Source organism: Lachnotalea sp. AF33-28 (genome assembly GCF_003477885.1).
GTDB lineage: Bacteria > Bacillota > Clostridia > Lachnospirales > Lachnospiraceae > AF33-28.
In genome coordinates this window covers 145,094-161,105 of the sequence record NZ_QUEE01000007.1, presented here as the reverse complement: position 1 = coordinate 161,105, position 16,012 = coordinate 145,094, and the positions used below count along the sequence as shown (strand labels likewise).

The window sequence follows — 16,012 nt, the reverse complement described above, 5'->3', positions numbered from 1 at the left end:
GCCTGTTCTTAGACCTCAATGCCGGATGTCCGCTTCCGCCCTGGCCCGTTCCTCTTCCTTTTTTGCTATCTCCTGAAATGCGTCCAGAAGTTCCCGATCAAAGTTTACCCGCACATGGGGAGATCCGTTAAACAGCATGGTCCGCTCCTCGCGGGCATCGCAGCGCGGCCAGGCAGGCAGCCCGTCATGGTTGGGATCTCCGGACTTTGCAAAAGCAATCAGCGCGCCAAACATACACTCTTCCAGCCGATCCGTCACGCCGGGGATATTGGCGGAGGGAACAAGCGCCGTATTGTGGAAAAAGAACGCCAGATCCGCGCAGTGCCATGCAGGTTTTCCCCCTTCCACGGGAAAATCCGCATCAAACAGATAAGAATAGACCGCCCCTCTGCCAAGCGCAGCCCGCTTGGCAATAAATTCGCTGGCATATCTGCGGAACATACCGTCCAAAACCATAAGATCCGCCGGATTTCTGTGCGGATATGCGTTTTCATATAAGGGAAGCAGCCGGCCGGCGGCTTCCCGGCCATAGCGCCCGGTAATCAGCGCCGCGCCGTCCTGCCTGGTCATTTTCCTCTTGTCATAGATAAGGGGCGCAAAAGCGAATTCACCGTATACGGTTCCAACCATCAGCGGGACATCTGCCGTCTCCTCCCTGAAATCCACGTTCATGGGATTTCCCAGATAAGATTTTCCCGGCCTGGGCACGCAGCCCACATATTCCCCGGCCGCTTTCAGCCTGGGAGCCACACGATTATAAGCTTTTGCCAGAAGCTCATAGGGGAGCGTCTCAAGCTCGGATACCTGTTCTTTTGTAAGATTCAGTTCTGCTAGCATCGCCCGCACCAGAGGTCTGCTGTCATTGCTCACACTGCCCATAAGGCCGTCCGGCAGCACTCCGCTGATCACTGCGCCTCTGTGATACAGGCCGTCCGCTTCCGGAGACTGCAGCAGCGTCACTACCTTCCCCCCGCCTCCGCTCTGGCCGAATACGGTAACATTTCCGGGATCCCCCCCAAAGGCGGCAATATTTTTCCGTACCCATTTCAGCGCGGCAATGATATCATTGCCGCCTGCGTTGCCGGAATCCTCGTAGCGCTCCCCATAGGGAGACAGATCCAGATAGCCCAGTATATTGAGCCGGTGATTGACGGATACCACCACCACATCGCCCAACCGGCTCATATTCTCCCCTTCATAGGCCGCCTGCTCGATGGCGGAGCCTGCAGAGTAGCCGCCTCCGTGCAGCCATACCAGAACCGGTCTTTTGGCGCCGTCCGTTCCGGGCGTCCACACATTCAGATTCTGGCAGTGTTCATCCATCAGCCAGTACCGGTGAGGAACCAGCAATTCTCCGACGGGACGCTCCTGATTCAGCAGCGGGCTCACATATCCGTAGCTGGTACAGTCTCTTACGCCCTCCCAGGGGGGCGTATCCTCCGGTTTTTGGAATCGCTGTGCACGGGCATATGGCATGCCCTTAAATACATAAATGCCGTCATACAGATAGCCGCGCACAATCCCCGCAGCCGTCATCACCTGTGTGCGCTCATCGCTCATAAATCTTTTTTCCATAATACGTATTACTCCTTTCATGAAACAGGGAGCCCGTCTCGACAAAGGTCTTGACCGGACTCCCTTAAAGATTTTGCTATCCTTTGACACCGCCTATAACAACGCCCTTGACCAGCTGGCCCTGAATAAACGGAAAGATGATCATCACCGGCAGCACGGCAATCATGGCGATGGCCATGCGCACCCCGACGCTGGGCAGGTCCATGCCCGCCAGATTAGCGCCTTCGGTCAGCGTTGACTGCTGGGTCAAAAGCTGGATGTTATTCATCAGATTATTCAGATATACATTGATGCTGTAGAGCTTTGAGTCGCTGATGTAATACAGGCCGTTGGTCCAGTCGTTCCAATAGGCGATTCCTGCAAACAGCGCTATCGTAATCATAACAGGCTTGGACAGCGGCACCAGAATTTTCGTATAAATTGTCATTTCCGATGCACCGTCCACCCGTGCCGCTTCCAGTATGGAATCCGGAATGCTGGCGGTATAATAATTTCTTACCATGAGTACATTCATTCCGCCCATCAGATAATTGGGCAGCAGCAGCGCCCATATAGTATTTTTAATATGAAAGGTTCTGGTCCAGATGATGTAGGATGCCGTCATACCGCCATTAAAGAGCATGGTGAAGAATATGAGAAAGGCAAACACATTCCGGTACTTAAAATCCTTTCTGGAGAGCGGGTAGCCGAACAGAGAGGTGATGATCACATTTGTCACGGTTCCCACCAGAGTGACGAACACAGAGATCATATATGCCCGAAAAATAGTTTCCCGCTTTGCCCACAGGTACCTGTAGGTGTCGAAGCTCAACGTTTCCGGCCAGAACTTATAACCGTCCCGGATCAGCGCCTGTTCCTCTGTCACAGACGCAGAGAACATCAGCAGAAAAGGGGCGATACAGATTGCGGTAAACAAAAGCAGGATGGCGAGGCAGATGCAGCGGAACCGTGTCTCGGAATTGAATTTTTTATTCATATGTCCTCCTTCCTAGAACAGCGCGCTGTCCGCATCCACTTTCCGCACCACCAGATTGGAGGCCATCACCAGCATAAATCCAAGAACTGCCTGGAATACGCTGGCCGCGGAAGACATGCTCACGTCGTTTCTCTCCATCAATGCCCGGTACACATAGGTATCAATGGTCTGTGTCGTTTCATACAGCACGCCGGAATTCATAGGCACCTGCAGGAACAGGCCGAAATCCGAGTTGAAAATCCTGCCGATGGACATCAGAAGCATCAGTATGATCATGGGTTTGATGATGGGCAGCGTGATTTTAAATACCTGCTGCATCTTGGATGCTCCGTCCAGTTTGGCCGCCTCATACAGCCCCTTGTCTATGCCGGATATGGAGGCGATATAAATGATCGCCCCGTATCCCGCGCCTTTCCAGAAATGCACGATGGTCAGTATAAACGGCCAGTATTTGGACTCTCTGTACCAGCTGATTCCCTCTCCCCCAAGAATCGTATTGTTCACAAATCCGTCCGATCCCAAAAACGCATACACCAGATAGGCCACGATGATGATGGACACCATATTGGGAAAGCAGATGGCAGGCTGGATAAATCTGGCGATCTTCATTTTGCTGATCTCCGTCATCATGACCGCAATGGCCAGCGAAGCCACGAGGCCGCCGAAGATGAATACCAGATTGTAACACAGCGTGTTGCGGATCATGATAAATGCGTCCTTAGTCTTAAAAAGATACTCAAAATTCTGCAGGCCGCACCATTCGCTGGCCAGGATCCCCTTCTGAAAATCCAGGTTTTTAAAGGCAATGGTGATGCCGAACATCGGGAGGTAATTGTTCACTGCCAGATAGACAAGTCCCGGCAGCATCATCAGAATCAGCGGAACATAACTGACTCTCTTTGTTTTTTTCTTTTTTTTAACAGCGCCTGCCATAAGCTTCTGCCCTCTCTTTATTTCCATGCATCCAGCTGGCGCTGCGCCTCCGCTACGATGTCACTCATGCCCGCGCTCTCCAATTCGTCCAGCAGCTTCGGTATATACACATCAGGATCCAGCTCTCCGGTATACAGGCCGCCCTCGTATTGCGCGATCACATTGCTTACCGCCGCGGTCTGAGTCTTGATCTTCTCAATATCCACCGCGAATCCGAACACAGGGCTCTTCTTGGTATTTTTCATATTATCCGCCATGAAGGGGATGTCGGACGCCAGCGTAACGCCTTCCATAGAATACATCTTAAACTGGTTGCCGATAATGCCGCAGGTCAGCGCCGCGGTATAAGGAACCGAATTCATGTCCTTTCCTTCCGGCCATAAGATGGAGCCGTCCCCGGTTCCCGCATCCACCCAGTCGCTGCCTTCCACGCCAAAGATCAGGGTGTTCAGCACAAACTCATCCGTATAGAGCATATTCAGCACTCTGGCCGCCGCTGCCGGATCCTTGCAGGTATACGCAATGCCCCATGTCAGCGTGATAGGGCTCATCATATCCTTGGAAAGAGGGATTGCGACCGTCTCATAGGGATCGGCCTTGGTCAGAGACATAGCCTCCACACTTTCCGCGCTGTAAGCATACCCGATTATATAGCTGGCCGCTCTGCCTGCCTCCACCAATGTAAAATTAGCATCCGTTACAACAGAGGCGTCCTTCACCACATATCCCGCCTGATTCCATCCGTACGCGATATCGCAGATCTCCCGAAAATAATCCGTCTCATACATATTGCGCACGGTACGGTCATCCCCCACCACGCAGATGCCGTTGTTTAGGTTCGTGACCTCATAATCCCCCACACCAGCCAGCACCCGGGCCAGCTCAAAATTATTTCCGGCGCCGTTTGCCCCGATGCTCGGCGCGATCGCCGCCATGTCCGGATACAGTTCTTTGATTTTGGCCAGCACGGGATCCAAATCTCTCACGTTTTTGATACTCGCTCTGTCAATCCCCAGCGTGTCGAAGATCTCCTTGGGGCATACCCAATAGTAAACCAGAACGCTGCCCTTATAGCAGGGAAGGGCATAGGTCTTGCCGTTAAACTCGCAGTTCTTTTTGAAATCTTCACCCATCACTTCTATAGCGCCTGCCAGCTCGTCATTCAGATAATCGTCTAATGCAAGCAGCTTATTGGTCTGTACAGCAGCGTCCATTCCGGTCAGGGGACAGTAAATATCTATGTTCTCCCCGCCGATAATCTGCATATCCACCTGTGTGGAATAATTATTGCCGTCGATGGGATCCAGATCGATTCTCACTTTCTCACCGATCTCTTCCAGGTACTTATTGATGGCGTTCTCCGCTTCCGCTGTGCCTTCCTCTGTGGGCGTAACCACCAGGCAGGGATAGGAAATCTTGATGGTGCTGATCTCATCGCCTGCTTCGTTTCCTCCTGCAGTTGTATCCACAGCAGCTGTTCCGCCTCCTGTGGTGCCGGCCGTATCTTTCCCGCCGCTGCATCCTGCCAGTGACAGAGCCATCAATGTACCGAGCACCCATGCCAGTAACCGTTTCAATTTCATACTAAAGTCCTCCTTTTTTTCGTGTCATCAGCCACTGGCTGACGACCTGCGCACATGTTCAATGCGCTTTCTTCTTTCTTCTGATGCTCTCATTATAAAAATTTCAGGCTCTGAAATCCTATAAAATAATATGAATCCTTTTCATTTTTGTACAGGCACCATTATTCCATCATATACCACATGCCGTCATGTTCTTCCGGGCGCTCCAGATTGTTCCTGATATACCGGATCAGCACTTTTTCCACTGAAAAAGATAAAAGGAAGCAGTATGCTGAAGGCAGTACCAGCAGGGCCGGCGGAAAGAGATAGGAGACAGCCGCAGCCCCTGCCAGCGTTATCAGCAATGGGATCAGCGTGAGCAGATTACTGAAAGAAAAGGACACCGCCAGACGAAGCGCGCACAGAAGGGTCAAATGAAACCGGGAAACCACTGGCAGCAGATAGGCCGTCACACAGGCAATCACAAACACCATGATCAAAAAGAAGAGATAATATACCTTCCCGTCCGGACTGGTAAGCCCGGCAAACTCCGCATAGCCGCGCGCCATACTAAGCAGCACAGCGATCCCCCCGTAACACAGCTCCAGCGCCAGTCCCTGTTTCCAGTTCTGTGCAAATCCCTTCATAAAATCCCGGAAAGCATATCCGGCACCTCTTCTCACCACCTTTACGGAACCGTAATACAGCGCGATTGTGGCCGGTACAGCCGTTACCACAGGCAGGCAGCACAGAAGCCACAGCACGCTTAAGATAAACATATCGGCAAGCTTACCCAGCGCAGACATAAAACCGTTATTTACAAATGACATCTTATTCTCCTCCTCACTTCCTTTTACGGTTCTTTCCCTTTTTCCGTTTTTGCCATGCCGCTCTTCCACGCGGTCGGTGTCATATTGCAGTATTTCTTAAACACCGTCGAGAAATAAGGTATATTTTCAAAACCGACCATCAAAGCAATCTCCGTCATGCTGCAGCCGGTAGTTCTCATCAGCCGTTTTGCTTCCTCGACCCGGCAGATATTGATATACTCCCATAGGGCCATGCCGGTCTCTTCGTGAAACACCTTGCTTAAATAGTTAGGCGTCATGTAAATGCTTGCGGCAATATCGTCCCGGCTGATATTCTCCCGGAAATGCTCCCGGATGTATTTCTTAACTCGGGCAATGACCGAATCCGACTTCTTCATTGCATCGATCTGAGCAAAGGTGCTGTCAAACATATAACTGATGTATTTAATCATACTTACCGTGGAATACTCAGCATTCGCGTTCAACTCCCGGAAGGTCTCATTTTGGAACAGCTGATAAGCCTGTATATGGTTTTCAAACAGGAAGCCATAAAACAGCTGCATAAAATCATGATGGAGCGCCTGCATATGAATAACATCCAGCCGATTCTCTATATCCAGGCGCAGCAGCTGCTGCTTGGCCATCTCCAAAAGCCGCGTCTTATTCCTCTCCCGCAGATACAAAAGTGCGTCCTCCTGGGAAAATACGCCCTCCACTGTTTCGGTTTTGCACGATTTCTCCAACATCATAACTTTGGAACGGCTTGTTCTCTCCCGCATAAACAGCTCATCCATACGCTTTTTCATATCTCCGAAGTCCGCCGGCATCACTGGCGGTGAAATTGCACAGGAGATGCTGATTCCCAGATACTGTTCTGCCACCTCTATGAGACGGCTGCAGCGCTCCTGTACAGATTTCAGATCCCCCATATTTTCCTGCAGAGGCATGATCAGGATATAGTAAGGATACACCGTATTTTCCACCACACCGGACATGCTCACGTCACCGTACACGGTTTCGGTGGACAGGTTTCGGAAAATAAAATAAAATTCATGCTCCGAGATTTTTTTCATCTCGGTATTGTTCATGTTTACGCCTACATAAAGAAGATAATAGCGCACCGATACATCAAATGGAATCTTCCGTCTCTCAGCTGCTGCAGCCAGAGTTTCAGGACTGCCCTTTAATGTCTTATTGAGCAGCTGGAGTATGAAATTTTGTACAAGATAGTCCTGATTTGTCTCTGACAGCCTCTGTTTATCTGCCAGCTCCTTTCGGATCTGTGCGTCCTCCTGTTTCTGCCGGCATTTCAGCACGGCGCCCAGCAGCGCGCCGGAAAGCTCATCCAGCCGGAAGGGCTTGAGCAGATAAGCGCTGACATCATAGCGCAGCGCCTTCTGGGCAAAAGAGAAATTATCATGACAGGTCAGGAATATCACCTGTGGCCGTCTGATTCTCTCCGCCAGCCGTTCCAGCATCCGGATGCCATCCATCTGCGGCATCTCAATATCGCTGATTACTATATCCGGCTCATGCTCTGCCACAAGCTCCAGTGCCTGAGCACCCTGATAAGCGCTGTATACCTGATCGATCCCGTACTCACTCCAGGGTATGGAATCTTCGATCAGACGCACAGTATTCGGATCGTCATCTACCACCAACACAGTCAGTCCCATCCGCTAACCCTCCTTCGGTATATGGATTTCTACTCTGGCCCCTTGAGGCACCGCGTTGGAAAGCCGCAGCAAATCCTTACGGCCATACTGCAGATACAGACTCCTTTTCACATTGCTAAGTCCGATGTGTCTTCCCTCATTATCCTCGAGGATTCCTTCTCCGTTATACAGCTTGAGAATCTCCTCATGAAATCCGGGACCGTTATCTTCCAGTATCACGCGCAGTCCGGTAAAATCCGCTGTCTCCCAGATCCCGCAGGAGATGCAAAACACCAGAGTATCCTTCAGATTCATCGCATACTTGAATGCATTCTCCACAATCGTATACAGTATCAGATGAGGAACACGGATCTTTTCCAGTTCGGCCGGACACTCGGTCATCAGCAGTACAGAAGACGGAAATTTAATTGTCTGCATGTCCACATAATTTTCGATGTGCGCCAGTTCTTCCTTTAAAGATACCATGCTGCTCCTGATACGCATCATATATCTCATATGATCGGAAAGCCGTGCCAGATATTCCCGTATATCCCCGTCCCGGTCCTGATACGTCATGCTGCTCACTGTCATAATCGCGTTAAGGTAAAAATGCGGCCTAAGTTGGGCCCTAAGCTGCCGAAGCTCCATATCCTGTTCCTGCATTTTCTTCTCATACAGCTGCAGCCTGGCTGAAATCACTTCCCGCAGCAGATAGTTCAATGTAAACTGCAGGGTATAGATTTCTTCAGCGGATGCATCCTCTTCGATTTTCATCTGTCCGATATCCGCACTCTCTTCTGCCATATTCTTAACCGCATCGGAAAGCCTGGAAACAGGTTTCACCACCGCTCCTCTAAGGATTAAATACTGGACTAACATACTGCCCACACAGAGCAGTGCCATGCTGATAAAGGTGCTTTTCTGCATAAATTCCAACGCGCTTACCGTAATATAGCCGTCATACGAAAGGCCTGACTGCTCGGATGACTGCTGGACCGTGATTGTACCTGAGGGCTCTTCCTCATATTCCGTGTAACTTATGCCGTCCCGATCAGTTACGATGACCATTCCCTCTGCATTTTCAAAAAAAGCATTCACCCCGGCAAAGAGCTCATCACAGCGCAGTCCCACCCCCACATAAATCCCGGCATCTGCATAGTGATAGGTCAGAAAACAGTAGCCGATACCGTCTACACTGCGTATCTTCCAAAAACCCTTATTTCCGTCGGATGTCAGATCCTTAAGATTACCGGCCACATAATCCTGGTAGTTTAACTTTTCACCGCCGCCCTGCTGCGACTGGGTTCCGATATAGAAATCATCCTTACGGCAGACAAACACTCTTTTCAGATCAGCATAGACAAGCGCCTTATCCAACAGCAGATCCCGTGTTGCGATTTTATCAAAATATTTGCTTCCGCTGTCCTCTGACCACAGGCCGTTGCTGTCCACCACGCTGCGCAGTATCTCCTTGACCTGCAGTGCAGCCGAACCAAGACGGCTGTCCAGTTCCCGTATCTGCGCAGCCAGTTCAGCCTGCCTGACCTCTTTCTCTTCCTTCAGCATCCTGCGCTGAAAGTAGATACCCACCAGGAAAATAATTCCTACCACTGCGGCCAGCAAAATCATCTGGACCAGCGCGGTCATTTTTAGCAATGAAATACGTTTCTTCATAGGCTCTCCCCCCTGCAGTTATTGTAGCACAGGTAACTGCATACAGGAATCAAAACAGATGGAAGCACACTTAAAGTGTGCGCAGATCATCAGCCTGCGGCTGGTGACAGGATCAGATATAGTTAAATGGCTCTCCCGCATCTACAAATACCACTTCAAGTTCACCCGTTATGGATTCCATCCATTCTCCCAGATACTTCATACCCCATTCCTCACTTCTTTCATGTCCCAAAACCAGCATTCCCTTTTGCAGACCCAGGGCCGACGCGTCACGCACATATGCGCTGAGCGTCCATTCCGTGATATCACCGCAGATCACTACATCGATGTCCCGCTCTCTCATCTGTATCATCGGCCGTTGTTCCAAGCCGAGCCCAAGGCTGCCGCCGCCAACCAGCACACTGACCCGCTTCACCGGCATTTCGGGATCTCCCACAATCTGCACAGTCTCCATGCCCAGTCTGCTGCGAAAAAACATGCCCATGCCTTTGAGTGTCGTTTCCGGAATCTCGTAGCAGGCTCCGAAGCGGTTCATTGTGCTTCCCTCAACGTCCGGCATCCGGTATGCCGCCCAGCCAAATTCTTTTTCAAGCCCCCGGTAGATCCCGTCCTCCGCCCCCATATGCATATGATCATGAAATCTCCAGACCGCAATGCGGTTTTCCTCTAAAAGCTTTCTTTTTTCCTGATAGACCGGATCTCCCTCCAGCCAGTCCGTTTGATCCATTCCGGTAAACCAGGTAGGTTCATGGGTGATGATGAAATTAGCACCCAGTCTGATGGCTTCACGTATTACATCCACCGTAGCCATAAAAGTGGTCACAATCTTTTTCACTTCCATGTCCGCTTCCCCGGTCATCAGCCGGTCACAGGTGCGTTCCATAGGCAAGGGACACATCCCCGTCTTATCAATTATCCCGTCAATAATATTCTGTACTGTCATCTCTCTCTTCCTTTCGTTCTTTTCTAATTAAAAGCCGAGATCACACAGCCACTCGGCACACAGTTCTCCCCAATGCGCCACATGGGGAAGATCCATCCCCAGATCGTTCCTACCGTCAGCCATGGCCAGCCCATGCAAACCGGGCTGGAATATATGCAGTTCATAAGGAACTTCCGCATCCTGCAGCGCCTTTGCGAGGCACATGCTGTGCCTGCCGTCATCGCTTAAGGTCTGCCACAAAAACATGGGCGGCGTATCGCAGGTAACATGTTTTTCCGGCGCCAGATAATAGCGTTCTCTGCGATTCTCTCCCATCAGCGGATCGCTGACAGGCATTCCAAACGGTTTAGCAAAGGAGACTACAGACATCGCGCCGTATCCGATCACAGCGGCGTCAACGCGGCTGGCGAACCGCTCGATTTCATCCTGGCTCTCCGGCCTGCCTTCATCCGCATGAGTAGCACAGTTTGCGGACAGCATTCCTCCCGCTGAAAATCCCATCACACAGAGCTTGTCTCCCAATGCCCACTCCTTCCTCCTGCTTCTAAGCAACCGTATTGCGCGCTGCATATCCGCGATCGCATCCATCCTGGTATAGGGCAGCAGACGGTAAGCGAGAATACATAGAATACACCCTCCGTCATTTTAAAGTCACTGTTTCCTCATTCCTGCATAACAGGAAAGAGACAGACCGGTTAATGCGCAGCCACCGCACCGTATCTGTCTCTTTCCCGCTATGCACACTGCTCATTACCTTACAGCGCATTTTAACATAGAATATTTCCCAATACTTCTAAAAAAGAACAAACAAAATTCAATTATGTATCTTCACCGTTACCATTGCTGCGCCCTGCTTTTACCCCTTTACCCCGCCGATCACAACTCCCTTAATCATCTGTGCCTGTATGAAGGGGAAGACGATCACCACCGGCAGCACCGCGATGCAGGCGATGGCCATACGTGCTCCGACGCTGGGCAGATCCAGATTGGTCAGGTTGGCCCCTTCCGTCAGGCTACTGGAACTTTTCAGGAAGGAGATGTTGTTCATCAGCTTATTCAGATATACGTTCAGGCTATACAGCTTCGTATCGGAGATGTAATAGAGACCGTTTGTCCAGTCATTCCAATAAGCCATTCCCGCAAACAGCGCGGTGGTATATATTGGTCCAGATGATATAGGCGGACGTCATACCGCCGGAAAACAGCATGGTGAAAAAAATGAAAAAGGCAAAAAAATTGCGGTGCTTAAAATCCTTTCTGGACAACGGGTACGCAAACAATGACGTCATCATAACATTAACAACTGTTCCTGCAGCGGTGATTCCGATAGATACCGCATAGGCCCTTCCGATGGTCTCTCTCTTAGCCCACAGAAATTCATAAGCCGCCAGACTGACCCTGGAAGGCCAGAACTGATATCCTTCCCGGATCAGGACATTTTCCTCTGTGACAGAAGCGCTGATCATCAGTATGAAAGGAGCGATGCAGAATGCCGCAAACAGCAGCATCACGATCAGACAGACTGTGCGAAAACGGATCTCTGAATTCCATTTCTTCATATTGAAATATCCTCCTTTAGAATAATGCGCTCTCCGGATCCATCCTCCGCACAAACAGGTTGGATGCAATCACGAGGACAAAGCCAACGATGGACTGGAAGACGCTGGCCGCTGACGACATTCCGATGTCGTTTAATTCCATCAGCGCCCGGTAGACATAGGTATCAATCGTCTGAGTGGTATTATAAAGCATACCGGAATTCATCGGGACCTGCAGGAACAGTCCGAAATCCGAGCTGAAAATCCTGCCCACGTTCAGTAGCAGCATCAACATGATCATAGGGCGGATGATGGGCAGAGTGATCTTAAATATCTGCTGCATCTTAGTAGCGCCGTCCAGCTTCGCCGCTTCATACAGCGTAGGATCAATCCCCGACATGCTGGCGATATAGATGATCGAGCTGTAACCCGCGCTCTTCCAGAAGTATACAATCGGCAGAATAAATGGCCAGTATTTCGCCTCGCTATACCATCCGATGCCATTTCCGTTAAGAACTGTATGATTGATAAAGCCGTTGCTTCCCAGAAAGGCATACACCAGATAGGATACGATTATAATAGATATCATATTGGGAAAGCAAATGATGGGCTGGATTACCTTAGCAATCTTCCATCTGCCGATCTCGGTCATCATAATCGCAATGCAGAGAGCGATTACCAGGCCAAGCAGAATAAACAGCAGATTGTACAGAAGGGTATTGCGTATCATGATAAAGGCGTCTTTGGTTCTGAACAGAAACTCAAAATTCTTCAGTCCGCACCAGTCGCTCCCCCAGATCCCCTTCTTATAACTGAAGTTTTTAAACGCGATAACAATTCCGAACATCGGCAGATAATTGTTAATGAGCAGATACAGGATGCCCGGCAGCATCATCAGATACAGCGGTATGTAGTTGACTCGCCTGCTCCTCCTTTTCCTTACTGAAATCTTCGTCATATTCTTCTCCTGTGGGAGGGGCCCGAAGAATGTCTTCGGGCCCTCCTGATATTTCCTGTTATCACTTCGCGGCAGCCCATGCATCCAGCTGTGTCTGCGCTTCTGCAATTACGTGATTGATGCCCGCTCCCTCCAACGCCTCTATAAACTGCGGAATATATACCTCGGGATCCAGCTCACCGTAGATCAGGCCATATTTAAACTGATTTTCCACATTGGTTATGGCTGTCACTTCTGTCTTAACATTGTCGGTATTGAGCGTAAATCCAAAAGCAGGAGAAAGCTTGGCGCTGTCATTCTGCTGCTTCGGAAACATCTTCTCCTCCTCGGACACCGCTTTGTCCCACACGTCCTGAATCAGGCAGCTGCCAAGGATTCCGCAGGTATAATACGCATAATAGGTCGAAGTATCCGGCGTGATTCCCAATTGCTCATAGTAACCCTCTTCCTTTCTGTCCGATTCATTATATACATTTACAGTATACAATGGGTGGAAGTGCCGGTCTTTCAAAAAAGCAATCTATAGTTTAGAATTTATCCGGTTATCCCCGCAAAATGTCACGGTTTGCGGTTACTGTCTGTTCACGGCTGTCATAAACGTCCCGCGCATAGCGGCAGCCGTGAACCGTTATAAAGTATACTGCAGATGCAGTTTTCGACTCGAATTGCAAACAGGGATTGATTATTTTTAAAGATTATGATAAAGTGATAAGCACACAGTAATTCTATTCATTCTTTTTTTCAGGAGTATTCTCCTGATCCCCGCGGCAGTTCAGCCGCCAGATTTCCACTTTTTATGCAAAATAACCGGAAGCCATCTCTGCTCTTTCAGTGTTCCCTGCTTTTTGCACCCTAAAATACCTATTATAGGAGGAGTATGCAGTATGAAACAAAACGAACAAAAGACACCCCAAACATCTGTTACAAGCGGACGTACTGAATTTCTCACCAAAGAAAAAGAACAGCTGATCCGGGAACTGGCGAATAGCGACACTGCCCTTAACATCTGCCTGACCAATGATTTCGCCTTTAAAAAGGCGTTCCACAACAAGAAAGCGTTGACAGGCCTCTTAAGCGCCCTTTGTTGATCTGGAATTTCCTGACACCTTTTTGCACGGCGATTACCCGGAGGACCGGGAGGGTATTCTGGATATAAGAGTGCATATGAATTATCAGAGAAAAATCAATCTAGAAATGCAGCTTTTGCCCTATCCGTACTGGGAGGAACGCTCGCTTTTCTATTTATGCAAGATGTTCGCAGATAATTTCAGGAAAGGAAATACATACTGTTTATTGAGAGAGTGCATCCACATCAGCATACTGGGATTCCAGCTTAAACAGGCAGATTGTTTCTACGAAAAGGTACGGCTGATGAAGGATAGCGGGAAGGTATATAGTGACAAACTGGGGCTTCGCATGTTATACTTAAACCAGTTGGAAAAAGCATCGGAAGAAGAAAAGCAAACTGACATATACCGATGGGCAAAGTTGATATCAGCGAAAGATTGGGAGGTATTAACCAATATGGCAAAAACAAATGAGTACATGGAGGCGGCAGTTGATGAACTTGAGGAAATAAACCGTGACAAAGGCCTGCGTTATGAATACCTATGCCGTGAAATGCGAGAATCGGATGAAGCTACTATCAGAGAATACTATACAGAACTTGGAAGAAAATCGGGCCGGAAGGAGGGCGAAGATTATTTCGTCCAATTAACTTCACGTCTGCTGCAAGACTCACGTACAGACGACCTTCTCCGTGCAACCGGCGACGAGGCATTCCGAAATTGTTTATATCAGGAGTATGGCATAAAAACAGAGGAGGATATATGAAGGCTCTTAAGTAAAAAGGGGAGACTGCATGGCTTTCTCCGGAACTGTTAAATGTTTTTTGTAATACATCCATTTAAAAGGGTCTGGCAGCATTGCCAGACCCTTAAATCAATCAATATATAATTTATTAAAATTCAAACCGGAACTTATCTTCAAAATACGCTTTCAGCTCCGCAATCGGCACCCTCACCTGTTCCATCGTATCGCGGTCACGTACCGTTACCGCGTGATCGGTTTCGGAATCAAAATCAAAGGTCACACAGAACGGTGTTCCGATCTCGTCCTGTCTGCGGTAGCGCTTGCCGATATTGCCTCTGTCGTCAAATTCACAGTTATAGTATTTGCAAAGCTCCTCATATACCTTCCACGCGCCGTCATTGAGCTTCTTAGACAGCGGCAGCACGCCTACCTTTACCGGCGCAAGGGCGGGATGGAAATGAAGCACGGTTCTCATATCGCCGCCCTCTAACTCCTCCTCGTCGTAAGCGCTGCACAAGAAGGCCAGCGTCACGCGGTCAGCGCCCAGAGAAGGCTCGATGACATAAGGAATATACCGCTCCTTCTTCTCATCGTCAAAATAGCTCATATCCTCACCGGAGGTATTCTGATGCTGGGTCAGGTCATAATCGGTTCTGTCCGCCACGCCCCACAGCTCACCCCAGCCAAAGGGGAACAGGAATTCGATATCCGTGGTAGCCTTGGAATAGAAGCAGAGCTCCTCAGCGGAATGATCGCGGGCGCGCATCTCCTCTTCCTTCATGCCGAGAGCCTTAAGCCAGTTGATGCAGAAGGATTTCCAGTAAGAGAACCACTCCAGATCGGTGCCGGGCTCGCAGAAAAATTCCAGCTCCATCTGCTCAAACTCTCTGGTACGGAAGGTGAAGTTGCCCGGTGTGATCTCGTTGCGGAAGGATTTTCCGATCTGGCCGATGCCGAAGGGAATCTTCTTGCGGGAGGTTCTCTGTACATTTTTGAAATTCACGAAAATGCCCTGTGCTGTCTCAGGCCTTAAATATACAGTATTTTTCGCATCCTCGGTCACACCCTGAAACGTCTTGAACATCAGGTTGAACTGGCGGATGTCGGTGAAATCATGCTTGCCGCAGGTAGGACAGGGCACATTATGCTCTTTGATGAAATCCATCATCTGCTCCTGGGACCAGCCGTCTACGGAGCCCTCCAGAGCGATGCCGTTTTCTTCACAGAAGTCCTCGATCAGTTTGTCCGCGCGGAATCTCTCCTTGCAGCTCTTGCAGTCCATCAGGGGGTCTGAGAAACCGCCCAGATGGCCGGAAGCCACCCATGTCTGGGAATTCATCAGAATTGCGCAGTCCACACCCACATTGTAAGGGGATTCCTGAACGAATTTCTGCCACCACGCCTTTTTCACATTATTCTTCAGCTCCACACCCAGATTGCCGTAATCCCAGGTGTTTGCCAGGCCGCCGTAAATCTCGGAACCGGGATATACAAATCCTCTTGATTTGGCCAGCGCTACAATTTTGTCCATCGTCTTTTCCATGAATACAACCTCACTTTTTCATTCTGATCCGGGA

Annotated in this window: 16 protein-coding genes; 2 read left to right on the top strand and 14 right to left on the bottom strand. The window is 49.7% G+C overall.

Annotation, left to right across the window (positions count from 1 at the left end):
- Positions 1–15: 15 nt before the first annotated feature.
- The 13 genes from DWZ56_RS11590 to DWZ56_RS11535 all read right to left on the bottom strand — a co-directional run bounded on the left by DWZ56_RS11590 (position 16) and on the right by DWZ56_RS11535 (position 13,110).
- Complete coding sequence (locus DWZ56_RS11590) at positions 16–1,575, bottom strand: carboxylesterase/lipase family protein (RefSeq protein ID WP_118556798.1); 1,560 nt, start codon at positions 1,573–1,575, stop codon at positions 16–18.
- Between the two features lie 76 nt (positions 1,576–1,651).
- On the bottom strand, positions 1,652–2,551 hold the full coding sequence (locus tag DWZ56_RS11585; RefSeq protein ID WP_118556797.1) for a carbohydrate ABC transporter permease: 900 nt from the start codon (positions 2,549–2,551) through the stop codon (positions 1,652–1,654).
- A gap of 12 nt (positions 2,552–2,563) precedes the next feature.
- Complete coding sequence (locus DWZ56_RS11580; protein WP_243095212.1) at positions 2,564–3,511, bottom strand: ABC transporter permease; 948 nt, start codon at positions 3,509–3,511, stop codon at positions 2,564–2,566.
- Positions 3,502–5,067 (bottom strand): ABC transporter substrate-binding protein, encoded by a 1,566-nt coding sequence (locus DWZ56_RS11575; RefSeq protein WP_118556796.1) that lies wholly within the window; start codon positions 5,065–5,067, stop codon positions 3,502–3,504. The genes DWZ56_RS11580 and DWZ56_RS11575 overlap by 10 nt, the downstream gene beginning before the upstream one ends.
- A 161-nt stretch (positions 5,068–5,228) precedes the next feature.
- A complete protein-coding gene (locus DWZ56_RS11570) occupies positions 5,229–5,876 on the bottom strand; it encodes a YesL family protein (RefSeq protein WP_118556795.1) in 648 nt (215 codons plus the stop codon).
- A gap of 23 nt (positions 5,877–5,899) precedes the next feature.
- Complete coding sequence (locus tag DWZ56_RS11565; RefSeq protein ID WP_118556794.1) at positions 5,900–7,531, bottom strand: response regulator; 1,632 nt, start codon at positions 7,529–7,531, stop codon at positions 5,900–5,902.
- 3 nt (positions 7,532–7,534) lie between these two features.
- On the bottom strand, positions 7,535–9,184 hold the full coding sequence (locus DWZ56_RS11560; RefSeq protein ID WP_118556793.1) for a sensor histidine kinase: 1,650 nt from the start codon (positions 9,182–9,184) through the stop codon (positions 7,535–7,537).
- 112 nt (positions 9,185–9,296) lie between these two features.
- Positions 9,297–10,127 carry a Nif3-like dinuclear metal center hexameric protein gene (locus tag DWZ56_RS11555; protein ID WP_118556792.1) on the bottom strand — a complete coding sequence of 277 codons (831 nt, stop codon included), beginning with the start codon at positions 10,125–10,127 and terminating at the stop codon, positions 9,297–9,299.
- 27 nt (positions 10,128–10,154) lie between these two features.
- On the bottom strand, positions 10,155–10,757 hold the full coding sequence (locus DWZ56_RS11550; RefSeq protein ID WP_118556791.1) for an alpha/beta hydrolase: 603 nt from the start codon (positions 10,755–10,757) through the stop codon (positions 10,155–10,157).
- 226 nt (positions 10,758–10,983) lie between these two features.
- Complete coding sequence (locus tag DWZ56_RS22925; RefSeq protein WP_199679587.1) at positions 10,984–11,262, bottom strand: hypothetical protein; 279 nt, start codon at positions 11,260–11,262, stop codon at positions 10,984–10,986.
- Entirely contained in the window at positions 11,246–11,686 is a 441-nt protein-coding gene (locus DWZ56_RS22920; RefSeq protein WP_199679586.1) for a carbohydrate ABC transporter permease, read from the bottom strand. Before DWZ56_RS22920 ends, DWZ56_RS22925 begins: the two co-directional genes overlap by 17 nt.
- A gap of 16 nt (positions 11,687–11,702) precedes the next feature.
- Positions 11,703–12,623 carry an ABC transporter permease gene (locus DWZ56_RS11540; RefSeq protein WP_118556790.1) on the bottom strand — a complete coding sequence of 307 codons (921 nt, stop codon included), beginning with the start codon at positions 12,621–12,623 and terminating at the stop codon, positions 11,703–11,705.
- 61 nt (positions 12,624–12,684) lie between these two features.
- A complete protein-coding gene (locus DWZ56_RS11535) occupies positions 12,685–13,110 on the bottom strand; it encodes a DUF3502 domain-containing protein (protein ID WP_158584551.1) in 426 nt (141 codons plus the stop codon).
- A 397-nt stretch (positions 13,111–13,507) separates the two neighbouring features.
- Here DWZ56_RS11535 and DWZ56_RS23150 point away from each other — a divergent pair, with 397 nt between their 5' ends.
- Positions 13,508–13,711 carry a hypothetical protein gene (locus DWZ56_RS23150; RefSeq protein ID WP_243095208.1) on the top strand — a complete coding sequence of 68 codons (204 nt, stop codon included), beginning with the start codon at positions 13,508–13,510 and terminating at the stop codon, positions 13,709–13,711.
- A gap of 22 nt (positions 13,712–13,733) precedes the next feature.
- Positions 13,734–14,456 carry an Rpn family recombination-promoting nuclease/putative transposase gene (locus DWZ56_RS11530; protein WP_243095206.1) on the top strand — a complete coding sequence of 241 codons (723 nt, stop codon included), beginning with the start codon at positions 13,734–13,736 and terminating at the stop codon, positions 14,454–14,456.
- A 127-nt stretch (positions 14,457–14,583) separates the two neighbouring features.
- Here DWZ56_RS11530 and DWZ56_RS11525 read toward each other — a convergent pair whose 3' ends face one another.
- On the bottom strand, positions 14,584–15,978 hold the full coding sequence (locus tag DWZ56_RS11525) for a glycine--tRNA ligase (protein ID WP_118556788.1): 1,395 nt from the start codon (positions 15,976–15,978) through the stop codon (positions 14,584–14,586).
- Positions 15,979–16,012: the final 34 nt, after the last annotated feature.

What these genes read in the sequence shown, in the direction of transcription:
- DWZ56_RS11570 (WP_118556795.1), bottom strand. Translation starts at nt 5,876, where the DNA reads ATGTCATTTGTAAATAACGGTTTTATGTCTGCGCTGGGTAAGCTTGCC.
- DWZ56_RS11585 (WP_118556797.1), bottom strand. Translation starts at nt 2,551, where the DNA reads ATGAATAAAAAATTCAATTCCGAGACACGGTTCCGCTGCATCTGCCTC.
- DWZ56_RS11525 (WP_118556788.1), bottom strand. Translation starts at nt 15,978, where the DNA reads ATGGAAAAGACGATGGACAAAATTGTAGCGCTGGCCAAATCAAGAGGA.
- DWZ56_RS11565 (WP_118556794.1), bottom strand. Translation starts at nt 7,531, where the DNA reads ATGGGACTGACTGTGTTGGTGGTAGATGACGATCCGAATACTGTGCGT.
- DWZ56_RS11590 (WP_118556798.1), bottom strand. Translation starts at nt 1,575, where the DNA reads ATGGAAAAAAGATTTATGAGCGATGAGCGCACACAGGTGATGACGGCT.
- DWZ56_RS11580 (WP_243095212.1), bottom strand. Translation starts at nt 3,511, where the DNA reads ATGGAAATAAAGAGAGGGCAGAAGCTTATGGCAGGCGCTGTTAAAAAA.
- DWZ56_RS11560 (WP_118556793.1), bottom strand. Translation starts at nt 9,184, where the DNA reads ATGAAGAAACGTATTTCATTGCTAAAAATGACCGCGCTGGTCCAGATG.
- DWZ56_RS22920 (WP_199679586.1), bottom strand. Translation starts at nt 11,686, where the DNA reads ATGAAGAAATGGAATTCAGAGATCCGTTTTCGCACAGTCTGTCTGATC.
- DWZ56_RS11555 (WP_118556792.1), bottom strand. Translation starts at nt 10,127, where the DNA reads ATGACAGTACAGAATATTATTGACGGGATAATTGATAAGACGGGGATG.
- DWZ56_RS22925 (WP_199679587.1), bottom strand. Translation starts at nt 11,262, where the DNA reads ATGGCTTATTGGAATGACTGGACAAACGGTCTCTATTACATCTCCGAT.
- DWZ56_RS11575 (WP_118556796.1), bottom strand. Translation starts at nt 5,067, where the DNA reads ATGAAATTGAAACGGTTACTGGCATGGGTGCTCGGTACATTGATGGCT.
- DWZ56_RS11540 (WP_118556790.1), bottom strand. Translation starts at nt 12,623, where the DNA reads ATGACGAAGATTTCAGTAAGGAAAAGGAGGAGCAGGCGAGTCAACTAC.
- DWZ56_RS23150 (WP_243095208.1), top strand. Translation starts at nt 13,508, where the DNA reads ATGAAACAAAACGAACAAAAGACACCCCAAACATCTGTTACAAGCGGA.